Origin of the sequence: Dyella caseinilytica (assembly GCF_016865235.1) — a bacterium.
Taxonomy (GTDB): Bacteria; Pseudomonadota; Gammaproteobacteria; order Xanthomonadales; family Rhodanobacteraceae; genus Dyella_B; species Dyella_B caseinilytica.
Genome location: NZ_CP064030.1, coordinates 1,779,055 through 1,796,805 on the forward strand (window position 1 = coordinate 1,779,055; position 17,751 = coordinate 1,796,805).

Annotated in this window: 32 protein-coding genes; 11 read left to right on the forward strand and 21 right to left on the reverse strand. The window is 56.1% G+C overall.

The window, feature by feature from the left end:
* Nucleotide 1: 1 nt before the first annotated feature.
* The 20 genes from ISN74_RS07720 to ISN74_RS07815 all read right to left on the reverse strand — a co-directional run bounded on the left by ISN74_RS07720 (nucleotide 2) and on the right by ISN74_RS07815 (nucleotide 10,657).
* Nucleotides 2-205, reverse strand: a complete 204-nt coding sequence (locus tag ISN74_RS07720; protein WP_188798774.1) for a DUF4224 domain-containing protein — start codon at nucleotides 203-205, stop codon at nucleotides 2-4.
* Nucleotides 206-232: 27 nt separating this feature from the next.
* Nucleotides 233-682: a hypothetical protein gene (locus ISN74_RS07725; protein WP_188798775.1), complete on the reverse strand. Its 450-nt coding sequence runs from the start codon at nucleotides 680-682 to the stop codon at nucleotides 233-235.
* A gap of 108 nt (nucleotides 683-790) precedes the next feature.
* Nucleotides 791-1,105, reverse strand: a complete 315-nt coding sequence (locus tag ISN74_RS07730; protein WP_188798776.1) for a hypothetical protein — start codon at nucleotides 1,103-1,105, stop codon at nucleotides 791-793.
* Entirely contained in the window at nucleotides 1,102-1,404 is a 303-nt protein-coding gene (locus ISN74_RS07735) for a hypothetical protein (protein WP_188798777.1), read from the reverse strand. The genes ISN74_RS07730 and ISN74_RS07735 overlap by 4 nt, the downstream gene beginning before the upstream one ends.
* Nucleotides 1,394-1,690: a hypothetical protein gene (locus tag ISN74_RS07740; RefSeq protein WP_188798778.1), complete on the reverse strand. Its 297-nt coding sequence runs from the start codon at nucleotides 1,688-1,690 to the stop codon at nucleotides 1,394-1,396. Before ISN74_RS07740 ends, ISN74_RS07735 begins: the two co-directional genes overlap by 11 nt.
* 2 nt (nucleotides 1,691-1,692) lie before the next feature.
* Nucleotides 1,693-1,974 carry a hypothetical protein gene (locus ISN74_RS07745; RefSeq protein WP_188798779.1) on the reverse strand — a complete coding sequence of 94 codons (282 nt, stop codon included), beginning with the start codon at nucleotides 1,972-1,974 and terminating at the stop codon, nucleotides 1,693-1,695.
* Entirely contained in the window at nucleotides 1,971-3,320 is a 1,350-nt protein-coding gene (locus ISN74_RS07750) for a reverse transcriptase/maturase family protein (RefSeq protein ID WP_188798780.1), read from the reverse strand. Before ISN74_RS07750 ends, ISN74_RS07745 begins: the two co-directional genes overlap by 4 nt.
* A complete protein-coding gene (locus tag ISN74_RS07755; protein ID WP_188798781.1) occupies nucleotides 3,317-3,748 on the reverse strand; it encodes a four helix bundle protein in 432 nt (143 codons plus the stop codon). Before ISN74_RS07755 ends, ISN74_RS07750 begins: the two co-directional genes overlap by 4 nt.
* A 30-nt stretch (nucleotides 3,749-3,778) precedes the next feature.
* Nucleotides 3,779-4,264, reverse strand: a complete 486-nt coding sequence (locus ISN74_RS07760) for an Lcl domain-containing protein (RefSeq protein WP_188798782.1) — start codon at nucleotides 4,262-4,264, stop codon at nucleotides 3,779-3,781.
* 101 nt (nucleotides 4,265-4,365) lie between these two features.
* Nucleotides 4,366-4,785, reverse strand: coding sequence for a recombination protein NinB (locus ISN74_RS07765; protein ID WP_188798783.1), 420 nt, complete (start codon nucleotides 4,783-4,785; stop codon nucleotides 4,366-4,368).
* Nucleotides 4,782-4,973 (reverse strand): hypothetical protein, encoded by a 192-nt coding sequence (locus ISN74_RS07770; RefSeq protein ID WP_188798784.1) that lies wholly within the window; start codon nucleotides 4,971-4,973, stop codon nucleotides 4,782-4,784. The genes ISN74_RS07765 and ISN74_RS07770 overlap by 4 nt, the downstream gene beginning before the upstream one ends.
* Nucleotides 4,973-6,637, reverse strand: a complete 1,665-nt coding sequence (locus ISN74_RS07775) for a hypothetical protein (RefSeq protein WP_188798785.1) — start codon at nucleotides 6,635-6,637, stop codon at nucleotides 4,973-4,975. Before ISN74_RS07775 ends, ISN74_RS07770 begins: the two co-directional genes overlap by 1 nt.
* On the reverse strand, nucleotides 6,634-7,434 hold the full coding sequence (locus tag ISN74_RS07780; protein WP_188798786.1) for a recombinase RecT: 801 nt from the start codon (nucleotides 7,432-7,434) through the stop codon (nucleotides 6,634-6,636). The genes ISN74_RS07775 and ISN74_RS07780 overlap by 4 nt, the downstream gene beginning before the upstream one ends.
* A 66-nt stretch (nucleotides 7,435-7,500) precedes the next feature.
* The gene (locus ISN74_RS07785) at nucleotides 7,501-8,385 is read right to left on the reverse strand and encodes an Lcl C-terminal domain-containing protein (RefSeq protein WP_188798787.1); all 885 of its coding nucleotides are present in this window, start codon (nucleotides 8,383-8,385) and stop codon (nucleotides 7,501-7,503) included.
* A 20-nt stretch (nucleotides 8,386-8,405) separates the two neighbouring features.
* A complete protein-coding gene (locus ISN74_RS07790) occupies nucleotides 8,406-8,717 on the reverse strand; it encodes a hypothetical protein (protein ID WP_188798788.1) in 312 nt (103 codons plus the stop codon).
* Entirely contained in the window at nucleotides 8,714-8,935 is a 222-nt protein-coding gene (locus tag ISN74_RS07795; protein ID WP_188798789.1) for a hypothetical protein, read from the reverse strand. The genes ISN74_RS07790 and ISN74_RS07795 overlap by 4 nt, the downstream gene beginning before the upstream one ends.
* Before the next feature lie 441 nt (nucleotides 8,936-9,376).
* A complete protein-coding gene (locus ISN74_RS07800) occupies nucleotides 9,377-9,577 on the reverse strand; it encodes a hypothetical protein (protein ID WP_188798790.1) in 201 nt (66 codons plus the stop codon).
* Nucleotides 9,574-9,951 carry a hypothetical protein gene (locus ISN74_RS07805; RefSeq protein ID WP_188798791.1) on the reverse strand — a complete coding sequence of 126 codons (378 nt, stop codon included), beginning with the start codon at nucleotides 9,949-9,951 and terminating at the stop codon, nucleotides 9,574-9,576. The genes ISN74_RS07800 and ISN74_RS07805 overlap by 4 nt, the downstream gene beginning before the upstream one ends.
* Nucleotides 9,948-10,151, reverse strand: a complete 204-nt coding sequence (locus ISN74_RS07810) for a hypothetical protein (RefSeq protein WP_188798792.1) — start codon at nucleotides 10,149-10,151, stop codon at nucleotides 9,948-9,950. The genes ISN74_RS07805 and ISN74_RS07810 overlap by 4 nt, the downstream gene beginning before the upstream one ends.
* A 56-nt stretch (nucleotides 10,152-10,207) precedes the next feature.
* Nucleotides 10,208-10,657: an Lcl C-terminal domain-containing protein gene (locus tag ISN74_RS07815; protein ID WP_188798793.1), complete on the reverse strand. Its 450-nt coding sequence runs from the start codon at nucleotides 10,655-10,657 to the stop codon at nucleotides 10,208-10,210.
* Between the two features lie 62 nt (nucleotides 10,658-10,719).
* Here ISN74_RS07815 and ISN74_RS07820 point away from each other — a divergent pair, with 62 nt between their 5' ends.
* Nucleotides 10,720-11,049: a hypothetical protein gene (locus ISN74_RS07820; RefSeq protein WP_188798794.1), complete on the forward strand. Its 330-nt coding sequence runs from the start codon at nucleotides 10,720-10,722 to the stop codon at nucleotides 11,047-11,049.
* Here ISN74_RS07820 and ISN74_RS07825 read toward each other — a convergent pair.
* A complete protein-coding gene (locus tag ISN74_RS07825; protein ID WP_229679076.1) occupies nucleotides 11,044-12,003 on the reverse strand; it encodes a helix-turn-helix domain-containing protein in 960 nt (319 codons plus the stop codon). The two genes, ISN74_RS07820 and ISN74_RS07825, sit on opposite strands and share 6 nt — an antisense overlap.
* A 239-nt stretch (nucleotides 12,004-12,242) precedes the next feature.
* Between ISN74_RS07825 and ISN74_RS07830 the strand changes: the two genes are divergently transcribed.
* From ISN74_RS07830 to ISN74_RS07870, 10 genes are all read left to right on the forward strand, one after another.
* Nucleotides 12,243-12,755, forward strand: a complete 513-nt coding sequence (locus ISN74_RS07830) for a hypothetical protein (protein WP_203546718.1) — start codon at nucleotides 12,243-12,245, stop codon at nucleotides 12,753-12,755.
* Nucleotides 12,752-13,045 (forward strand): hypothetical protein, encoded by a 294-nt coding sequence (locus tag ISN74_RS07835; protein WP_188798796.1) that lies wholly within the window; start codon nucleotides 12,752-12,754, stop codon nucleotides 13,043-13,045. Before ISN74_RS07830 ends, ISN74_RS07835 begins: the two co-directional genes overlap by 4 nt.
* Entirely contained in the window at nucleotides 13,042-13,272 is a 231-nt protein-coding gene (locus ISN74_RS07840; protein ID WP_188798797.1) for a hypothetical protein, read from the forward strand. The genes ISN74_RS07835 and ISN74_RS07840 overlap by 4 nt, the downstream gene beginning before the upstream one ends.
* Nucleotides 13,273-13,468: 196 nt before the next feature.
* Nucleotides 13,469-13,591 carry a hypothetical protein gene (locus ISN74_RS21225; protein WP_268235689.1) on the forward strand — a complete coding sequence of 41 codons (123 nt, stop codon included), beginning with the start codon at nucleotides 13,469-13,471 and terminating at the stop codon, nucleotides 13,589-13,591.
* Nucleotides 13,592-13,723: 132 nt separating this feature from the next.
* The gene (locus ISN74_RS07845) at nucleotides 13,724-14,077 is read left to right on the forward strand and encodes a hypothetical protein (protein WP_188798798.1); all 354 of its coding nucleotides are present in this window, start codon (nucleotides 13,724-13,726) and stop codon (nucleotides 14,075-14,077) included.
* Nucleotides 14,074-14,664, forward strand: coding sequence for a hypothetical protein (locus tag ISN74_RS07850; protein WP_188798799.1), 591 nt, complete (start codon nucleotides 14,074-14,076; stop codon nucleotides 14,662-14,664). The genes ISN74_RS07845 and ISN74_RS07850 overlap by 4 nt, the downstream gene beginning before the upstream one ends.
* Nucleotides 14,661-14,939, forward strand: a complete 279-nt coding sequence (locus ISN74_RS07855) for a nuclease domain-containing protein (RefSeq protein ID WP_188798800.1) — start codon at nucleotides 14,661-14,663, stop codon at nucleotides 14,937-14,939. Before ISN74_RS07850 ends, ISN74_RS07855 begins: the two co-directional genes overlap by 4 nt.
* Entirely contained in the window at nucleotides 14,936-15,124 is a 189-nt protein-coding gene (locus tag ISN74_RS07860) for a hypothetical protein (protein ID WP_188798801.1), read from the forward strand. Before ISN74_RS07855 ends, ISN74_RS07860 begins: the two co-directional genes overlap by 4 nt.
* On the forward strand, nucleotides 15,124-15,855 hold the full coding sequence (locus ISN74_RS07865) for a hypothetical protein (RefSeq protein WP_188798802.1): 732 nt from the start codon (nucleotides 15,124-15,126) through the stop codon (nucleotides 15,853-15,855). The genes ISN74_RS07860 and ISN74_RS07865 overlap by 1 nt, the downstream gene beginning before the upstream one ends.
* Nucleotides 15,852-17,273, forward strand: a complete 1,422-nt coding sequence (locus tag ISN74_RS07870) for a replicative DNA helicase (protein ID WP_188798803.1) — start codon at nucleotides 15,852-15,854, stop codon at nucleotides 17,271-17,273. The genes ISN74_RS07865 and ISN74_RS07870 overlap by 4 nt, the downstream gene beginning before the upstream one ends.
* Nucleotides 17,274-17,751: the final 478 nt, after the last annotated feature.

Consider the following 17,751-nt stretch of genomic DNA (forward strand, 5'->3'; position numbering starts at 1 on the left):
GTCAAGCGGCCTTGTTGGACTTCCACGTTTTGACAGATTGCACCTGATCACGCTCACCCTCAACTGCGACGCGCGTCACCACCGGCCAGCCGTGAGCGTCCAGATAGTGGCGGATGCCATTCTGACGCAGGAAGGCGACTTGACCGGCTTTGCGCGGAGTACGGGCAAGTTCGGTCAATTCGTCGCGGGTGAGGCAAAGGCTCATTACTCCCTCCTCATCCTCTCAATTTTCTCAGCGGTGTTCATAGGCTTCACCTTTGCGCATCGCTTCGTCCATGGCGGCGTCAAGGAATTCATCATCAAGCGTTGCAATGTCTCTGCCCGTTTGGTTGAATAGCGCTACGGCGGGCGCATCCGGACTGCCTGCAGGAAGTCTCCACGCTACATTACGCAGCCACCGATACCTAATCGCATCCCTCACATCCTCATAGGCTGGCCGCGGGCTGGTATAGAGCGGTATCGATGCAAAGGGTTCTTGCCCGTTCCATTTGATCGGGTGGAATTCTCGGTGCACTACACCCGGCCCTAGACCTTCGTACTCATATACGTACAGATAAGGCTCATACTCCCCCAAATTCTGAGCGATTTGGTTGAGCATGGCGGCGGCATTGTTGCATGGGCTTAGTTCCATAGCACGCAACGCTTCGATCATCAAATCGATTTCCTCACGGGGGGGCATCATGAGTTTGACTCCCGAATCCAGCCTCGAAGAACCATTCTTCATCGCAATAACAATATTCCGAACCCTCGGGAATTTCTTCGTCACAGGTTGGACAGAATTTCTTCTCGCTCATCTCGCCTCTCCATCTGGTGCGGCGGCTAACATCAATTTCCATACTTCCGCAGCCCCTTCCTCGCATATATCGTTGCGGTCATAGTAGCTGTCGCCAGCGTCATAATTTCCGCCCGCCTTCAGCATTGCGACTGTCGGCTCAACCGGCGCCCACCGATACCCCTCGCGCTCTCGGCGTTCGGCTAGAAGTTGTAGCAACATCGTTTCAGTGCTACGAAAACCGCGCAATTGCATGCGCTCGGCCATGCTGAGAATTTCCTTATCAGTTGGCCTTGTCATCATCTCCGAACTCGGCGGGGTGGGGGTTTTCATGGCTTTAACCTCGGATCATTCATCGCTTTATCAATCGCTTCGCGTAAGTGATTGGATGTGCTTATAAACACTGCCTCCCTGCTGGGCTGTTCAATAGTTAGGAAAACTCCACCATCTATATCGAAACAAGCAGTAATGACTGAAACATCAGTCATGTCGGAAAGCCATTTCATGCGATCACTATCTGAGCCGCTATCTTCTAAAAAGGGAGTCAAGGCTTCCAATTGAGCCTCCAATTCCCTGATTATTTTTAACGCTTTGCCAAGCGTCATGACACTATCGGCATAGTTACCGCTCATCGCGCACCTCATCGCTAACGTGTGTGGAGTTGGTCTTTGCCTTGAGTTGTTTCATATAGCGGTTGAATAACCTATTTCGCATGGCAACTAAGCGTGGATCACTGGTGAAATGAAACCCAGGATATGTGCAGCGCCCATATCCATCTTCATATTCTGCTTTTTCACTTGGAAACCATTGATACATCCTTGCATTTGCTTCAGCCATAGCTGCGCCACGCGCAGTGATGAAATGTCGCTTGCGGCGTTCGCTGTAATAGATAGGGCGATCTATGCGAATAACACTCATGCTCAGCCCCATTCGTATGTCGGCGCAGCAGCCAACATTGCATCCCATGCCTTCTTTACGTTATGAATGCCACCGACATATAGAGCTACATGCTCCATGTTCTTTGTCAGCTCAATCGGAACAAGCTTCCATCTTTCCGGCGCGCCCTTCTTTCGCTCGTCGGCAAAGGCGCGTAGCATGGCCGACGCTTGATAGCGTGTGCCAATAGCCGAGTTACGCACGTCCATATTTTCAGCATCAATGCGATCTGCTATTGCCCGCATTTCCTCTGATGAGTAAATCATGTCTTCACCTTGATGCTGATGCGCCGTCCTTCCAGCTGATGGCTAAACCGGCGCTTGGTGGATGTGAGGGTTCGTAGCCACGGTTGACGCGCTAGGATGCGCTCCTGCAGCTTGTGGCTGTTGGCGTGCTTCATATGGCCTCGGTAGCTTGCCCATATCGACTGAAGCCTCCGAAAATCAGCAGGTGTCGCACGGGCCATATCGCCATGGACATGCTGTGATTGCCATGCCTGCAAAGTCTCTGTGGCATGACTCAGGACACGGTGACGTACGCGGGTATGCGTGGGATAAACCACATAGCCCAGAAAATCGATGCCGCTGGCTAACGGACGAAGGCGGATATCATCCTTAAGTTCCAGGCATAGCTCATCACGCAGGAAGGCACGGATCTGCTCCAGCCAAGCCTCCAGCACCGCGCGGTCACGATGGATCAGCACCATATCGTCCACATAGCGGACATAACGGGCTACGCCGAGAGTGCGCTTTACGAACTGGTCGAGCAGGTCCAGATAGACGTTCGCCATAAACTGACTACTCAGATTGCCGGCAGGAAGCCCGCAGTGAGGCGCGGCATTCTCCAGACGCTTATAGGCCGGAATGCGCGCCAATTCAGTCGGCATGCAACGATAGATGACACCCGTCTTCTCAACCGATTGACGGAGCAGGGCATGGATGGCGTGCATGATCCAGGGCGCTATGCCGGATCGCTCCATGCGAGGCTTTAGGATGCCCCACAGCACCTCACGGTCAATGGTCGGGAAGAAATTCTTGATGTCGATTTGCAGATACCAGCCGCCGCCCTGTCCGCTGTAAACCTGTCGCATGAAATGCTGGACGCGCTGGACGGCCTTGTGACTGCCTTTCCCTTTGCGGTTGGCATAGCTATCGTGAATGAAGGTCGGGTCGTATTCCGCCTCTAGGGGCGCGATGACGGCATGATGCACAACACGATCAGCGAAGTCAGGTGCATGGATCTGTCGGGCCTTCGGCCGCTGAGCAATGAAACAGGTCGCGGGACGCGGCTTCCAGGTAAAGCTGTTGAGGGCTTGCTGAAGCTCCAGCAAATGATCCATCCAATGATGATCGAATCGCAGCTGGTTGATACTCGCCACCTTGCCGCGGCGAGCCTTGATGAGAGCCTGATACAGCTCCTTGTACGTAACACCCTGACTCTCACTGGCGGGCACGGGGCGGCACACCGCAAGCGCACGTTTGTGGTTGTTGCGGTTGTTGTAGTTGACGTTGCCATTGTTGAAATTGACGTTCCACGCGTAGTCCGAGGACGACGCTAACCCGGAAACTTGCGATCCCGCCGAGCGATCGAGATGATGGCGCGGCATCGTCATGTGTTGACCTCCGCAGAGGTGCTCCGGGCACTCAGAGTCTTGGCACGCTGGCGAGACGTGACAGTCTTGCCATCCTGGCCTTTAGGGTATTGCAAACTGCGTTTCCAGCCGCCCACCATGCGACCCAACTCGACTTTCAGAAGCGCGAGAGCACCGAGATGGTTGGCACTGATCTGCCCTAATTCCTTCGCGGTTTGCAAGCCTTCAGCAAGATCATCGAGCGCCCAGGATAGGTCGCTCACCCATTTGATCGCATTGGCGGTATCACGCCAGGCACGATTGATGAGCGAGACGAGCCTATCGGCATAACTGCAGATCGTGCGACCAAGTTCGTAACGGTGAGATCGGGCAAAGCGACTCACCGTCCGATGGATCTCGGCGCGGAAAGATCGGGCTTTCTTCATGATGGGCGGAATGGCTGGATTCATGATTAGATTAAAGGCCCCAAAAAAGCCCCATCACTCCTGACTGGCGGGCACGGGGCGGCACACCGCAAGCGCACGACAGTGGTTGACGCGGCCGCCGCAGTCGACGTTGCCATTGCCGAAATCGACGCCCCACGCGAAGCCCGAGGACGACGCACAAGGATCTTTGCTAATCCATGCTCGCTCCGACTTGATGCCGGGATGTTTTTCAATATCGACGGCGGGGTTATATTTTCCGTAGTGAACGAGCCGCGTTGCTTCATGTGGCATCGCCATTTCCCATGGCGTATAGCCAGGAACTTGCTCCAGCTTCGCTACCGCTTCCGGCGCTTCGTAATGCGTAACGGATTTGGTGAAGGTATAGAGCATGTCCGTGCCATCGATGCGGTTGACGCCATCAGGCAACCGTTTACCGGCAATTGCATCCAACTTATTCTTGAGTGCTTCGGCGATCTCGCCGAGTGCATTTGCTGGATCGTTGATAGTTAGATCGAGATGAATCTTTGTCGGTGCGTTCATCATGTTCTCCATTGTGGGCGTACAGGGAAGCTGCCTGCGGGGTTGCGGTCGGTGGTTCCCAAGCCGTTATCCGCCTTGGCCCTCGGCAGGCAGCTTTCATGTCAGGCCGCATAGCGTGCTGCTAGTTCATCATCGGAATCGCGAATGCCTCGGGCACCCAGTACGACGGCGCACCAATGCACAGCTTTACAATTCAGTCCCTGGTCTTCTGGTACATCACCGATCACAAAAGCCAAGGTGATTGCATCTGTCGCCTCGCTGCGTGTCATGTCGAGGCTAGAGCCGCCAAGCATGATCCAGCCGCGTTGCCCGTCACCGCGATCGATGCCCGGCATCGATCGCCAACCAAGCAGTGTTCCGGCCAGCATATGTCGGTAGTCATCGCGCGATAGACGCAGACCGCCATGCCATATGAGCTGCTCGGCTAGATCGCCGCAGGCGGCGTTGAGCAAGCGACGCTGCGCGTCAGTCATATGACCGTCACCAGAAAGCTTCCAGTCATGCGGTGATAGGGGCTTCATGCCGCCACCTTCGAGGCATTCGCAGGAAGATCCGGGTAACTTCCCCAGGGCTTGCGCATTACATTCCAGACGCTGTGGATATTCAGCGCGTTGCGATGGCAGTACCGACGCAACATTCCGTCCTGCCAGATTTCTCTCTGGTCGGAGCGCCGATTATCGAAAACACCGTCGAAGATGTCAGCGTTCATCAGCTGGCCAACTTGGTGACTGCCGGCTGGGCGGCTGATTCAATGACCTTCAACATGGCGCGGTAGATCGCCGGCATGTCCGCGACGTTATAGAGCTTGGACGCGCGCTCCGTGGCTACAGGTTGGAAGCCGAGGTGGAAAAGACCTTCGGCCGTGATCGATAGCGGGGCGATGCTGAGGTTGATATCGCCGAGTTTGATACGCTGTTGAGCCACCGGTACGGCTTGAGCACCCGATGGTCGATGTGCAACGAACAGCTGTTCGCCAACCTGCTCAGTTGAAGTCGTGGCAACAGTCGACATGTCCACGGCGACTCGTAACGGCTTGGCTGCCGCGAGTTCTTCGGCTTCCCGCTTGGCATCCTCGCGACGGCGGTGTTCATCGATGCGCGCCGTGACCAGGTTACGAAGGTCTTCTGGCGATTTGGCCGCGCACAGCGTGACCCGGTCGGCGAATAGGCTGGCGTGGTCGCTGTGCTCATCCAGAACGGCCATGTTCACGCGGATGCGTTCGGCCTGCTGGCTGGCGCTGATCTTGGCGCCGCTGACCGCCACGTTGACGGCATCATGAATGCTCGCCAGGGTCTTCTTGCCCTTGATGGCTGCACCGATGTCTGTCTGGACGTTGGGTGGCATCACCAGGGCGTGCTGGCCAAGCGTCGCATTGATCTCAGCGTAATGCACCCGGACTGCATTGACGCCACCGGAGACGATTTCGGTGCGGCGATTCTGCTTTTCCGCCGTCACCTGACGATCTAGATCAAGGCGGATGCGGCGCGTTTCCGCAGCGATGTCGTCAATGGTGCGAAACAGGGTATCGATGCTACTCGTCTGACTCAGCGCGTGCTGCTTGGCAGCCTCCAGTCGATCCTCAACATCCTTAGCCCACTTGACCGTCTGCTCGGCGCTGGCGAAATCCTCATCGGTTTTCAGGTTGCGGTTGATGGCACCCAGCACGTCCATGGCATGAGACTTGAATTCAGCCAAGTTGCTGGCAGTGACCATGCCAGTGACCTCAATGCGCAGGGCGGGCAGTTGGTCAGGTGCGCGTCCAACAGGCGCGGGCGCAATGGCAATGGGCTGGTAGTCAGCGACATCGCGCGCGAACTGCTCCCAGCCAGCGATAATGCGGGCGCGCAATTCGGGGTTTGGCGTGTACCAGCATTGACGCTTTTCAATGAGCCGGTCGCCCTCCCACTCGGATGCCATGAACAGCACGCGAGATGCGCCTGAAACCATGCATTGCTGTTCCATCTGTTCCTGATAGAAGATGGGCAGATCAGCACCGGTACAGCCATCAAACATGGTGTCGCGCAGTTCCTGGTTGAGCGTCTTATGCTCGAAGGCGGCGTCCTCCATGAGCGTTAGACCATCGAAACTCGCCGAAAGACGCCCTTCGACGCCAACGCATGGATAGAGATCTTCACCGATGATTTCTTCAGCCAATGGGCGGGCTAATGCCTCAAAACGATGGCCGTCGTCAAAGATCTTTTGCAGAAACCATGACACCTCCGACGCAATGCCAGTGGCACGAATCGTGATTAAGTCGGTGCGCTTCACGTTCGGATAATCGCCGAGCATGATGGATGCTTCGCTGGCATTAAAATACTGTGTGCGATGGGCGTGCCATTCCGGAGAGCCCTGTACGAGGTTCAGAATTTTCATTTGATTACTCCTTCATGAATTTCGTAGGCGGCGATAATGGCTCGCTGTGCGTCGGACAGCATCGCCTTGCTTTCGACCAGGGCAATGATTTCGCTCGCACTTTTTCGGCCTGACTCAATAAGGTCACGCCACTTGGGTAGATTCTTTGAGAAATCATCATCCGAATAGGTCGATCGACCTGGCTGTGACACCATGACGGTGGCGCGCACCTCTGCCGGCGCTTCTTCCATTTCATCTGGCGTATAGACGCCGAGCAATGCTTCGGGTGCATATCGGCGCGCCCACTGCCGCGTGCCACGATAGACAAGCATATCCTCGGGCATCTTGTCCCATGCGTTATCGATACGATTGCCTTGTTTGTCTTTTCCGTATGTGCGCCAGTCTTTAACTGCTCCGCTCACCGACTGCGCACCCATGCTGCCGCGAGGCGTTCCTGTGACAATGATCGACGCACCTTGACCATGACCGCTGATTTCGTAATGCAGCCTACCTTCTACGGCACCCATCGCATAAAGGGCTGCCGCAACGAGCTTGCCCTCATAGCAAAGTTTGCCGTGAACTACAGAGGTTGATTGAGCGACACTGACGGCATCCATGCCCCAGCGTTGTGCCTGCATGATTACAAGCAGGCAATCACCAGGCTTCCCGCGCAAATGATCTGGTAATAGACCGGCGCTGGCCATAATGTCGGCCAACTGCATCGCCTCAGACATCGATGTCGGCACTAGCGCATTGGCTCGCGCACTGTTTGTTTGCGCAAGCGATAATGGCTGAGTTGCTACAACCTGAGCATTCATAGAATTCCTTACCGGGAATCCGCCCGGCGCGGTGTAGGAAGGAAAAGCCCCAAAAAAGCCCAACTGCTACTGACTGGCGGGCACGGGGCGGCACACCGCAAGCGCACGTTTGTGGAGGTTGCGGTAGTAGCAGTAGACGTCGCGATCGTTGAAATCGACGCTCCACGCGAAGACCGAGGACGACGCTCCATAGATATCTTTTGCCCAATGCCATGTTTCGATGATGTCGGGGTACTGTTCGATATCGAACACGTCCTCGTCGCTTGAGGCCAAGATGGCCTCAAGATCTGCCTTCGAGGAAAGATCCCACGACGTATGACCGGGTAGCAGTGGGAGTGCCTGTGCGGTGGCGATGGCGCGTTCGTGCTGGAATTGCTTATTACCGAAGAGCTTCCACGCGCGGACAGTGCCCGTCACGGTATTGAGCACGGCGACCACATTGGTATCGCCATCAGCCAAAGGCTTGCCATCCGCGCCTAGTAATACAGAATTCTTGGTCGGCAACTGGCGGGAACGAATGATGGCGTCCGATTCACCCGTGACTTTGCCATTGCGATCCCAGTACAGCTTTCCGCTATCCAAAAAACGACGGATGGTTTCGCTGGCTTCGGCTGGCGTAGCCTGAAGATACGATGTGAAAAGTGTCTGCGCCTCGACAGGATTGAGGCCGCATAGATCCCCGGCGTAGTCACCGATATCGCAATACTCGTTAGCGGCTTCGTCGCTGATTTCACTGACATCACCCTCAGTGAGGGTACTCTTGCCGCGCGCAGCTTGGTCAAACTGCACAATGGTGCCCGCAAGGCAGCATGAGGTGCCGCATTCGTTCTCTTCAATCCAATGACTCATATTGAATTTTGCGACGCCAGCCTTTAACGGTGTTTTGGCTTCGAGCCATTCCACGACCTCAATGAGTCGATCTCGCGGGGTGATGCTGATCTGTGCGTTCATGATTTCTCCAACAAATGGGATTAAGCGGCCTGAATGACATCCGTAGCCCGATCGGGTGCGGGATCAGGTGCGATGCGAATGCCTTTGTTTTCGAGCTTGGTAAGCACTGCATCGCGACGGCGTTGAAGAACATCTCGCATTTCGTCATGACTGATCGATACAGATAGGTCGACGACCTTAAGATGTGTTCTGCGCCCATCGGTTTCTATTTCGATTTCTTCCAGCAACTCGATGTCGCTATCGATTAGATAGAGCTGATCAAATAGAGCACGGACTTCATCCAATGCAGCGCGGCCACGGATCGTTGCAGGAATCGTAGCTAAAGCGTTCATGCCGCTTTCTCCTGATGGGCGCCAACCGCAATGGCTTCAGTGCCGGGAGAAGGAGGTAGCACCTCCACCACTGCGGTTGGCATAAAACGGTTAGCGCGTGCTCGAATACCTTCATCGAGCAGCAGTTGCCTGCGGCGACGTTCGGCGAGCATGAGTTCCAGCGCGCAGATCTGGCGCTGTGTTTCGCGGTCGTAATCAGCAAGCGCGGCGAGGCACATTATTCAGCCCCTTCTTCGTCGGATTGCCGTGTGCAATAACCGCAAGGGGCATTGATGTGGCACGAACAGCAATCACGCCCGTTCGCTACATATTCGTCATATGCGCGCTCACTGGATGCCTTTAGGCTGCGAAGGTCGCTGTATTGCTCTGATAGCTTTCGCAATGCGGACTCGCCCTCAGATGCAACACGCTCGGCGTCTTTGGCGTGATCGTAGTCATCAGCGCGACGGGCGTTGTTGTAGAGGTGATTCGCATAACGACGCGCGTTGTCCACGGCGCGTTGGATTGGCCACAAATCTGGGAGACTCATCACGCAACCCTCCGACGCACAGATACATAGCGCATGACGATGTGCCAGCAGCCGTCCCATTGGCCGAATGGGCCTATGTAGTCGATACGCAGGCCATCGGCGCGTTGAAGCTTGCAGCGGAAGAGGCGGCTCATGGCTTGGCCCTCAAATAAAGCGGCGTTGGCAGCAAGCCGAGTTTCTTCAGGACTGCTTCGGAGGGATGTGTCTTATCGCCGTTACCCATGCGCAACAGATACGTTGGGTCAATCTTTAAGTGACGAGCGGCTGAACGAATGCCACCATGCCGCTCGATAATTTCAGCTATGTGATCGCAAAGAGGAAGCGCATTCATGACTGCTGATTCTCCCAAGCCGCAATACGCGCCTCAGCCTTCTCAACTTCGAAATGCAGCAACGTCTGCTCATCGATGCGATGCGCCCATTCCAAGTCGTATTTGCCGCGCAGCCAGAGCAGCGCGTCATGCACGACCGATTCGGGGGCCGTCACGACGGAACCATCCGGCAACTCGGCATCGGTATCGCTCGGCACCAGTTCCTCATACTTGGCTAGAAATTGCGCAGTAGCCTCGCGCTGGAATCGGAGCTTGTTTTCCAATTCCGCAATGCGCGCTTCGAGCTGCTGGATATGCGTGCGTGCGGCATCGACCGGAGCGGGTTGGCCAACGAAGGCGCGCAGGGCGTCATCGAAATGCGGATGCACATTCATGGGATCGCTCCATAACTGATCGCGAGCACCATCAGCACCACGGCAAGCATCAGGACGCCGAAGCCAGGCCGTTCACTAAGCGGCAGCGCAGGCAACTTGACCGGAAAGGAATCCGGGCTCAGCGCCACGCGTGTCAGCAACGCATCGACATGATGCTCAGCTGATCGGCGCTTCAGATCATCAAGGCTGGAATCGAACATGGCGGTCTCCAATGAGATGCCGAGGTCAATGAGGGGGAGAGCCCAAACGCCAACTGCTACTGACTGGCGGGCACGGGGCGGCACACCGCAAGCGCACGAGCGCGGCCGCTGCGGCTGTTGCAGCCGACGCTGCCACCGTAGAAATTGACGCCCCACGCGACGTCCGAGGACGACTTGTAATCCGTGCGCGTCCAGTGCGGCTCCGGCATGATGTGCGGGTATTCCTCGGGATCAACCGCAGGATTATAGAAGCGACGATCTATGATCAGTTCGCCATCCTTGTCGCTGATGAGCTGCCAGGGTGTATGACCTGGGAGTTGTGCGAGCTTGGCGCAGGCTTTCTCGGCATCGGACTGCGTCAGATAACGATCGCTGGCGTAGACCGTCACGATCCCATCGCGGATGTTGAGGATGCCGGTGTAGTCGTTGGCATCAGGTGCGAGATGAGAACCGTCTGCGGCGAGCTTGATGAAGCGCGATACGGCGTGTTCTGGCTGTGCGTTCATGCCGCGCCCTCGCATTCGCCGTATTGGTTTTTGCGATTACCCCATTTGATGCAGGCGAGAACATGACTGTGGATGGTTTCGATCGCCATGAGACGGCGCCATACGACACTCTCGGTCAAGGGGCGATTCGGATTTTTGCGATTGGCTTTTGCGATCCGACAGATATGCTGCCGTGCGTTTTGGCGCTGAATTGGCTGGCGTATGCGGGCAAGTTGTGCGGGCATGCGTGGTTCTCCCGAGCCAGCGGGGTGCTGGCCTCGGGAGAGACATTACGGTGTTCCGTAATGCGTTGTCAACGGTTTTCCGTAATTTATTTTCGTGGTCTCATCGCGCGCATGAAAAAGGCCGCGCTAGGCGGCCTTCAGGATCAGGATGTCGCAGCGGCGTTATGACGCGCCAGAACGCCTGATTTCCAGCTCATGCATGCTGATGCTGCCACGCACAAAATGAACGTATTCGACTTCCTCTGCGTCAATGGTCAGGCGCTCAGGGCTCACGAGCCCCTGCAGTCGATACTCATGCGTGTCATAAACACGCAGTCGGCAAATGGCGCTTTTGCCAGACTTGAGATGCATCAAAACACGGCCGTCCAGCTTTAATGGGACGCTCGGTTCGACCAGTACGCAGTCCCCAGCTTCAATAGCGGGATCATATTGGTCCCCTTTGATACGGATGGCATATGCATTTGGGTCGGTGGTCGGATGCGGGAAGCTCTCATCGCCGTTGCTGGTATCCAAGCTGAACCAAAATCCATCTTTGTCCACAGCTGCAATCCCCTTAATTAGTACCCAACGCGATTGTTGGGAGGGAGGATAAGCAACGTTCTCGCCATACAGTGAGATTGGCTCTGCTGCGCCATTTTCCGGATCAGTGGCATCCATTCCCTGATGGAGAGTGTTCGGCATCGTTGGGATTAGGCGCGGACCCTTGCCTGTGTCCAGCCATGCCGCCCGGACGCCCAATGCCTCGGCAATGGCGTATAGCTTCTTGGATGATTGAGAGTCGCCACGTTCCAAGTCATAAAGCGTCGAAGCGGCGATGCCGGCGGCCTTGGCGAGCTGCGCGACCTCCATCCCCAATTCGATCCGTCGCTCTTTAATTCGATCGCCTGGTGTCATGTTTGTATTGCAACGGAATTCCATTACGGAAGGCCGTTGACTTCCATTACGGCGTTCCGTAATCTCCGTGCCATGACTACCTGGGCCAACCGAATCAGCGAACTCCAAGCCCTCGGCATGACCTATGCCGAGATCGCCGAAGAGACCGGGCTCGCGCCCTCCACCATTGGCGATCTGGCCACTGGACGCAGCAAGTCCCCGCGAGGTGAGGCGGCTTTGACGCTTCATTTATTGCACGCCCGCAAATGCGGGGTTGTATCGCAAAAACCAAAGCGCAAGAGGGCGGCGTAACTCATGCGCTACTTCCAGCCAAGCTTCTTGGCCAATCGCGCCCATTGCGCATGCCACGACCAGACATCCACGCGCACAACCGATGCGCATATCGGACATGGCACCTCGGCTGATTGGGTTAACCGCTTGCCCGTCGCGACAAATTCCTCGCTGCACGTAGAGCAGGAGAGGGGGATTTGCCAGTCGTCGAATTTCATTGGTTGGTTCGCTCGTCATGGAAAAAATTTTGCGTCATGGAGGACCGTCCAATGAAGTCCAATCTTTTGCATGCGCTTGACGCAGGACAGTTGTCACTTCGTCTGGCTCGTGCTGATCAAAGGGTGGATCCAGCCCTTGTTATTGCGCAGCCGACATTACTTGCCTCAATCAAGCTCTGTATTTCGCTTGGCGGCTTCGAGGCCGACAAACAGGTTTATTCGGCCCTAGATATCGATGCCAGCCATTGGACGCGGATTCACCGCGGAGAAGCGCATTTCCCGGTCGATAAGCTCACTGCACTGATGGATCTCTGCGGCAACGAGTCCCCACTTATCTGGCTCACACATAGCCGTGGATATGACGTGACCAGTTTGCGAAAACGCGAGAGCGAAACAGAGCGTGTACTCCGTGAAGTGCACGAAGCCTTGGAAGCAGAGCGCGTGAAAAACCGCGTTCTCATTGAAGCCCTTCATGGGAAGGTGAATGCATGACCATCAAAACCAAGTTACCCCCCCCTATCGTCAACAGTTGCAATCTCAGCGAGTATCGCCTGACGAAGAAGCATCTCAGCGTCCTGCAGCGCTGGAGGGATATGCGCCAGTATATGGCGCTCGCCAACCGCAAGTCGGAATGCGTGCGTCTCAACAAGGCCGACTATAGCGACATCAACGCAGCCGTCATCAATCAATCCGATGGCAAGTTTTCGTTGGCCGATCTTCGCTACGAAGGCGTACCAATCCTATCTGCAGAGATTTCACCGCAAGAGAGCTTGGCGGTATGAGTGCGAATCTCGTCATTGGCGATGAGGTAGAACTGAATGTCGGCGCGCGCAAGACCATTCATACCATTATCGCTCGCAAGCTCACTGCACATACGCGCTCCGGCGTCTCATATCGGTTGCTGCCAGCAGTATCACCAGAATGGATTGATGCGGGGCAGCTGCGTAAGGCGAAGGGATTTAGTCGGCATGTATCGCGCAAGGCCGGTCCATTCGAGATTGCACCATGACCAGCGCCATTCCCGTTAGTGAGCGTATAGGCGAACTTCTCAACGAGCATGGATCCTATAGAGCTATTGCGAAAAGTGTGGGCGTTGACCATGCCTATCTGTTCCGACTGCATGGTGGTATGGAATCTCATCCGAGTGCTGACACGCTTCGAAAGCTTGGTTTGTTGACTACGCCTCTGTTTCTGAGGGCGAAGTCATGACACGCATCTATTCCGCCTATCACCGCTTCGACGCGCCCGAAATCTTCGATGCCGTCGAGCAATCGCTATGGGCCGAAATCATCCAACACCTTGAGAGGTTCAACCATGAAGCCGACTGAGGGAAAGATCATTGCCTGGGTCATCTATGACCCGAAATCAGGTGAGATTCTGGTGCAGTGCTGGAGCCGAAAAGAAGCGCGGAAGCTTGCCGGCAAGGATGGAAAGATTGGCGTTGTTCGGAGTACGCATTGATGGAACAACCATCCTTCAACTTTGGCCGTGCGCCCAACGTGCGCCGGATCGAAACACCGATCAGCCGTGCGAATGATCCGGTTTCTTCGCATCTCGCGGCTGAGCAGATTACACAGACTGGTAAGCGTCAGTCGCATCTGGAGCTGATTGTGGCTGCGGTGTATGCGCATCCTGGCTGCACCGCTGGCGAACTGACGCAATACACCGGTCTCACGCATGTGCAGATTGATCGCCGTACAGGTGATCTCCGTATGAGCGAGCGCATCGTCTTCGGCGCCATCCGTCAATGTCGCGTAATCGGGAGCCAGCAACAGACTTTATGGCCCATGCAGGCAGAGAGGCTTGTGGCGTGAAGGCTGCGGTCTATTACAACGAAATTGACCTTTACTGCGCGCAATGGCTGCGTTGCTCGAAATGCGCGTTAGAGAAAGATGCGAAAAGTTTCTCTTCGAATGGTAGAGGCGGCAAAAGAACTATCTGCAAAGCATGTATGGCCAAAGACGCTACCAATGATGGTCGCGTTGTGGGCAACGCCAACGGCGCAAATGGCAAATGGCGAGCCGGAGCGATTTCTCGACCGCAAACGGAAGTCAGTGGCGAAAACAGGCCGGTCGATGGGGGTATCCCTCACCGATCTGAATATGCAGGTGAAGGCTGCATTTTGGCCGACACCCATGAGTTCTGCTCGCGATCACACTCCAAAGCTGTTCAAGCGCGGCAACCCGAATTTGGCAGCACTATCGGCTGGATTATCGGCCACGACGGAAAAGCGCGGTGCGTTGAACCCAGCATTCGTCTGTTGGCTGATGGGATACCCGCAAGAGTGGGTAAATTGCGCGCCTTCGGCAACGCCATCGACCCGAGGCCAGCGGCAACGTTCATCCAGGCATACATCGAAGCCCGAGGCCTGATCGCCGATCAGCAGGCGAGGGCGGCATGAACCTCAGGAAGCTCGCCCGCGGCCAAGCCTGTCTCGTCCGCCTTCCAGGTTGTGACGGGGGTGGCGAAACAACCGTCCTGGCACATTACCGGATGCTCCCTTACTGCGGCATCGGCATTAAGCCGCCTGATCAGCTCGCAGCATTCGCCTGCGCCGCTTGCCACGATGCAATCGACGGTCGGCGCAACTGTGGCTTGCCGCGCACTGAGATGCGCCTAGCACATGCAGAAGCATGTCTGCGTACGGCGCTCGCTGTGTTGGAGATGGCGGCATGATTCAGCGCCTCCGCGATTGGCTTCATGAGCGCACCATCCGCCGCATTGGCAACGAAATGCTTGCTGCCATGGGGCGCGATGACAATCTCACTGCTGGCTATTTGTGCCAAGCCCACATCAAGGCGATCAAGGCTAGGTCGCCGCAACAGATTGCTCGCATGGAGCGAGCTAGGGAGCTTCGCTGATGGATTGGTTCCGGCTCTATAACGAATTCGCTACGGACCCGAAGGTCCAGATGATGAGTGAGGCCATGCAGCGCCGACTCGTCATGTTGTTTTGCCTGCAATGTAGTAACGGTATTGAAACGTTTCATGAAACGGAACGAGAAACATCCATAGCATTTGCATTGCGTATTTCGGTCGAAGAAATTGCTGCCACTAAGAACGAATTTCTACGTCGCGGCTTCATCCATGAAGACTGGACATTGCGCAATTGGAGCAAGCGTCAATACGCCTCGGACTCAAGCACTGTGCGGGTTCGCAAGCATCGGGAGACAAAGAAACAAGATGAAACGTTACATGAAACGAATAAGGAACGTTCCGGTAACGCCCTAGAACAGAACAGAACAGATACAGAACAGAAAGAGAACGCGAGAACGCGTTCCAACTCTGCGGTCAGTTTCAAAACCTGGATCGAATCGATCCCTGAAGGCGAGAACGCCATTCCTGTTGATGATCCGGTTTACGCCTACGCCGAGCGAGTCGGTTTGCCCGAGGCGTTTCTCCGGCTGCAATGGGCTTGGTTCAAGGAAAAATATCTGGCTGAGACCAAGCGGCAGAAAAGCTGGCCTCAGAAATTCCGCAATGCCGTGGAAGGCGGCTGGGGAAACCTCTGGAAGCTCGCTCCGGATGGCCAGTATTTCCTGACAACCCAAGGCCAGCAATTGAAGCGTGACCTGGACGGGAGGGCGACATGAACGCCCAGGTGCAGTTCGACCGCGCGCCAGCGGACGTCCAGCAATTGCGCCTTCCACCGCATGACGTGGGTGCCGAGCAAGCGGTGCTTGGGGCATTGATGATCGACGCCAAGGCTCTCGCCAAAATCTCCGACTGGCTCGGGGAAGGGGACTTTTACCGCAAGGATCACCGACTGATTTACCGCGCGATCTGCGCGCTGATCGGCCGCGGCGATCCGGTTGACCCTCTCACGTTAGGGGAGTGGTTCGAAGCGAACGACCTGGCTGACCTAATGGGAGGTATGGATTACATCTACGAGCTGGATCGCAATACCCCGAGCGCCGCCAATATCGTCGCCTACGCCGAAATCGTGGCGGAAAAATCGAAGTGCCGACAGGCCATCAACATCGGGACGAACCTCATGGAACGGGGCTATTCGGCGCAGATGGAATCGCAGCAAATTTTTGCCGATGCTCAACATGCGCTGTCACAGATCCAGGCCAGCAAGCTACGAGCTTCCCTGGTTCCCGTGAAGAGTGCTATGGCCCGCATGCACGCCGAGTTGCTGGAGCGTTACCAGTGTGGTGGTGGCTTGAACGGCATCCCCACCCCCTGGGATGCGGTCAACGACTGGACGAATGGCTTGGAGTCGGGGTCGCTCACTTTGGTCGGCGCACGCCCCAGCATGGGTAAGTCGGCCTTCGCGATTCAGCTCGCCTTACACGCGGCCTCCCTAGGTCATCGCACCGCGCTGTTCAGCGTCGAGATGAGCGACAAGCAGTGCATGGCTCGCGCCGTCGCCTGTCAAGGACGTATCCCATACGCCTGGGTGCGTAATCCAAGCAGTGACAATCCGGACGCCGGACTCTACTGGGGCAGACTGGAGCGCGCTACCGCAGATATTCTGGCCATGCCGCTGTTGCTTGATGCCACACCTGCCATCAATCGCATGCAATTGGATGCCCGCTGCCGGCGTGCTCATCTGCAAGCGCCGCTCAAGCTGGTGATTGTGGATCACATCCATGACATGAAGATCGATCCCAAGCGCGAGGCGCGATTCGAATATGGCGAGATCGCGCAGACCGGCAAGACTCTAGCAAAGGAGCTCGACTGCTCCGTCATCATGCTCTGCCAACTTAATCGCAGCCTGGAATCTCGCGCCAACAAGCGTCCCGGCATGCCCGACTTCCGCGAGTCCGGCGAGCTGGAGCAGAAAGCCGATGTCATGATTGGTCTCTATCGAGATGTGGTCTACGACCCCAGCACACCCTTCCGGGATGTGGTGGAAATCCTACGCATCAAGGGACGCGAAATGGGCATCGGCGCATCGATCATGCTGCAAAGCCAGCTGGATGTGATGCGGATGGATAACTGGATTGGTCCACTTCCCGTGGATGACCGCGATTCTGGCAAACCAAACCATAGGGGTATGCGATGACCCTCCGCAGCAACGGCAGTCTTCGCGTCCGTGCCGCCCTTGGCGCCGACTGGCTCACCATCGCCGAAATCCAGTCCCGCACCGGTATGGGCGTTCTTGGCGTGAAATCCACGCTCACTGCCATGCTGGCTCACAAAGAGGTACGCCGGAGGTTCGGCAGGGATGGGAAGAGGGTATATGCGGCGAGGGCTGCAGCATGACCCATCCTTCCCACATTCCGCGCGCGATCGTCATCGACTTGCCTATCAGGACTGGCGCAGGGCTAAACGACCGCATGCATTGGCGTAGGCGCGCCAAATTGGTGAAGGAGCAAAGGACAGCCGCCTATCACAGTGTATTTTTTCGCTCCATGACAGATGCGGCGCTATTTTTTCCGGCCACCATTACCCTGACTAGGCTGTCATCTGGCGTTCTGGACGATGACAATTTACAGGGGGCGCTGAAGGCGATCAGGGATGGCGTTGCTGACGCTTATTGT

Excerpts from the sequence above, each read along its gene's own strand:
- ISN74_RS07720 (WP_188798774.1), bottom strand. The coding sequence starts at position 205 with ATGAGCCTTTGCCTCACCCGCGACGAATTGACCGAACTTGCCCGTACT.
- ISN74_RS07725 (WP_188798775.1), bottom strand. The coding sequence starts at position 682 with ATGATGCCCCCCCGTGAGGAAATCGATTTGATGATCGAAGCGTTGCGT.
- ISN74_RS07730 (WP_188798776.1), bottom strand. The coding sequence starts at position 1,105 with ATGAAAACCCCCACCCCGCCGAGTTCGGAGATGATGACAAGGCCAACT.
- ISN74_RS07735 (WP_188798777.1), bottom strand. The coding sequence starts at position 1,404 with ATGAGCGGTAACTATGCCGATAGTGTCATGACGCTTGGCAAAGCGTTA.
- ISN74_RS07740 (WP_188798778.1), bottom strand. The coding sequence starts at position 1,690 with ATGAGTGTTATTCGCATAGATCGCCCTATCTATTACAGCGAACGCCGC.
- ISN74_RS07745 (WP_188798779.1), bottom strand. The coding sequence starts at position 1,974 with ATGATTTACTCATCAGAGGAAATGCGGGCAATAGCAGATCGCATTGAT.
- ISN74_RS07750 (WP_188798780.1), bottom strand. The coding sequence starts at position 3,320 with ATGACGATGCCGCGCCATCATCTCGATCGCTCGGCGGGATCGCAAGTT.
- ISN74_RS07755 (WP_188798781.1), bottom strand. The coding sequence starts at position 3,748 with ATGAATCCAGCCATTCCGCCCATCATGAAGAAAGCCCGATCTTTCCGC.
- ISN74_RS07760 (WP_188798782.1), bottom strand. The coding sequence starts at position 4,264 with ATGAACGCACCGACAAAGATTCATCTCGATCTAACTATCAACGATCCA.
- ISN74_RS07765 (WP_188798783.1), bottom strand. The coding sequence starts at position 4,785 with ATGAAGCCCCTATCACCGCATGACTGGAAGCTTTCTGGTGACGGTCAT.
- ISN74_RS07770 (WP_188798784.1), bottom strand. The coding sequence starts at position 4,973 with ATGAACGCTGACATCTTCGACGGTGTTTTCGATAATCGGCGCTCCGAC.
- ISN74_RS07775 (WP_188798785.1), bottom strand. The coding sequence starts at position 6,637 with ATGAAAATTCTGAACCTCGTACAGGGCTCTCCGGAATGGCACGCCCAT.
- ISN74_RS07780 (WP_188798786.1), bottom strand. The coding sequence starts at position 7,434 with ATGAATGCTCAGGTTGTAGCAACTCAGCCATTATCGCTTGCGCAAACA.
- ISN74_RS07785 (WP_188798787.1), bottom strand. The coding sequence starts at position 8,385 with ATGAACGCACAGATCAGCATCACCCCGCGAGATCGACTCATTGAGGTC.
- ISN74_RS07790 (WP_188798788.1), bottom strand. The coding sequence starts at position 8,717 with ATGAACGCTTTAGCTACGATTCCTGCAACGATCCGTGGCCGCGCTGCA.
- ISN74_RS07795 (WP_188798789.1), bottom strand. The coding sequence starts at position 8,935 with ATGTGCCTCGCCGCGCTTGCTGATTACGACCGCGAAACACAGCGCCAG.
- ISN74_RS07800 (WP_188798790.1), bottom strand. The coding sequence starts at position 9,577 with ATGAATGCGCTTCCTCTTTGCGATCACATAGCTGAAATTATCGAGCGG.
- ISN74_RS07805 (WP_188798791.1), bottom strand. The coding sequence starts at position 9,951 with ATGAATGTGCATCCGCATTTCGATGACGCCCTGCGCGCCTTCGTTGGC.
- ISN74_RS07810 (WP_188798792.1), bottom strand. The coding sequence starts at position 10,151 with ATGTTCGATTCCAGCCTTGATGATCTGAAGCGCCGATCAGCTGAGCAT.
- ISN74_RS07815 (WP_188798793.1), bottom strand. The coding sequence starts at position 10,657 with ATGAACGCACAGCCAGAACACGCCGTATCGCGCTTCATCAAGCTCGCC.
- ISN74_RS07820 (WP_188798794.1), top strand. The coding sequence starts at position 10,720 with ATGACTGTGGATGGTTTCGATCGCCATGAGACGGCGCCATACGACACT.
- ISN74_RS07825 (WP_229679076.1), bottom strand. The coding sequence starts at position 12,003 with ATGAAGCGTCAAAGCCGCCTCACCTCGCGGGGACTTGCTGCGTCCAGT.
- ISN74_RS07835 (WP_188798796.1), top strand. The coding sequence starts at position 12,752 with ATGACCATCAAAACCAAGTTACCCCCCCCTATCGTCAACAGTTGCAAT.
- ISN74_RS07840 (WP_188798797.1), top strand. The coding sequence starts at position 13,042 with ATGAGTGCGAATCTCGTCATTGGCGATGAGGTAGAACTGAATGTCGGC.
- ISN74_RS21225 (WP_268235689.1), top strand. The coding sequence starts at position 13,469 with ATGACACGCATCTATTCCGCCTATCACCGCTTCGACGCGCCCGAAATC.
- ISN74_RS07845 (WP_188798798.1), top strand. The coding sequence starts at position 13,724 with ATGGAACAACCATCCTTCAACTTTGGCCGTGCGCCCAACGTGCGCCGG.
- ISN74_RS07855 (WP_188798800.1), top strand. The coding sequence starts at position 14,661 with ATGAACCTCAGGAAGCTCGCCCGCGGCCAAGCCTGTCTCGTCCGCCTT.
- ISN74_RS07860 (WP_188798801.1), top strand. The coding sequence starts at position 14,936 with ATGATTCAGCGCCTCCGCGATTGGCTTCATGAGCGCACCATCCGCCGC.
- ISN74_RS07865 (WP_188798802.1), top strand. The coding sequence starts at position 15,124 with ATGGATTGGTTCCGGCTCTATAACGAATTCGCTACGGACCCGAAGGTC.
- ISN74_RS07870 (WP_188798803.1), top strand. The coding sequence starts at position 15,852 with ATGAACGCCCAGGTGCAGTTCGACCGCGCGCCAGCGGACGTCCAGCAA.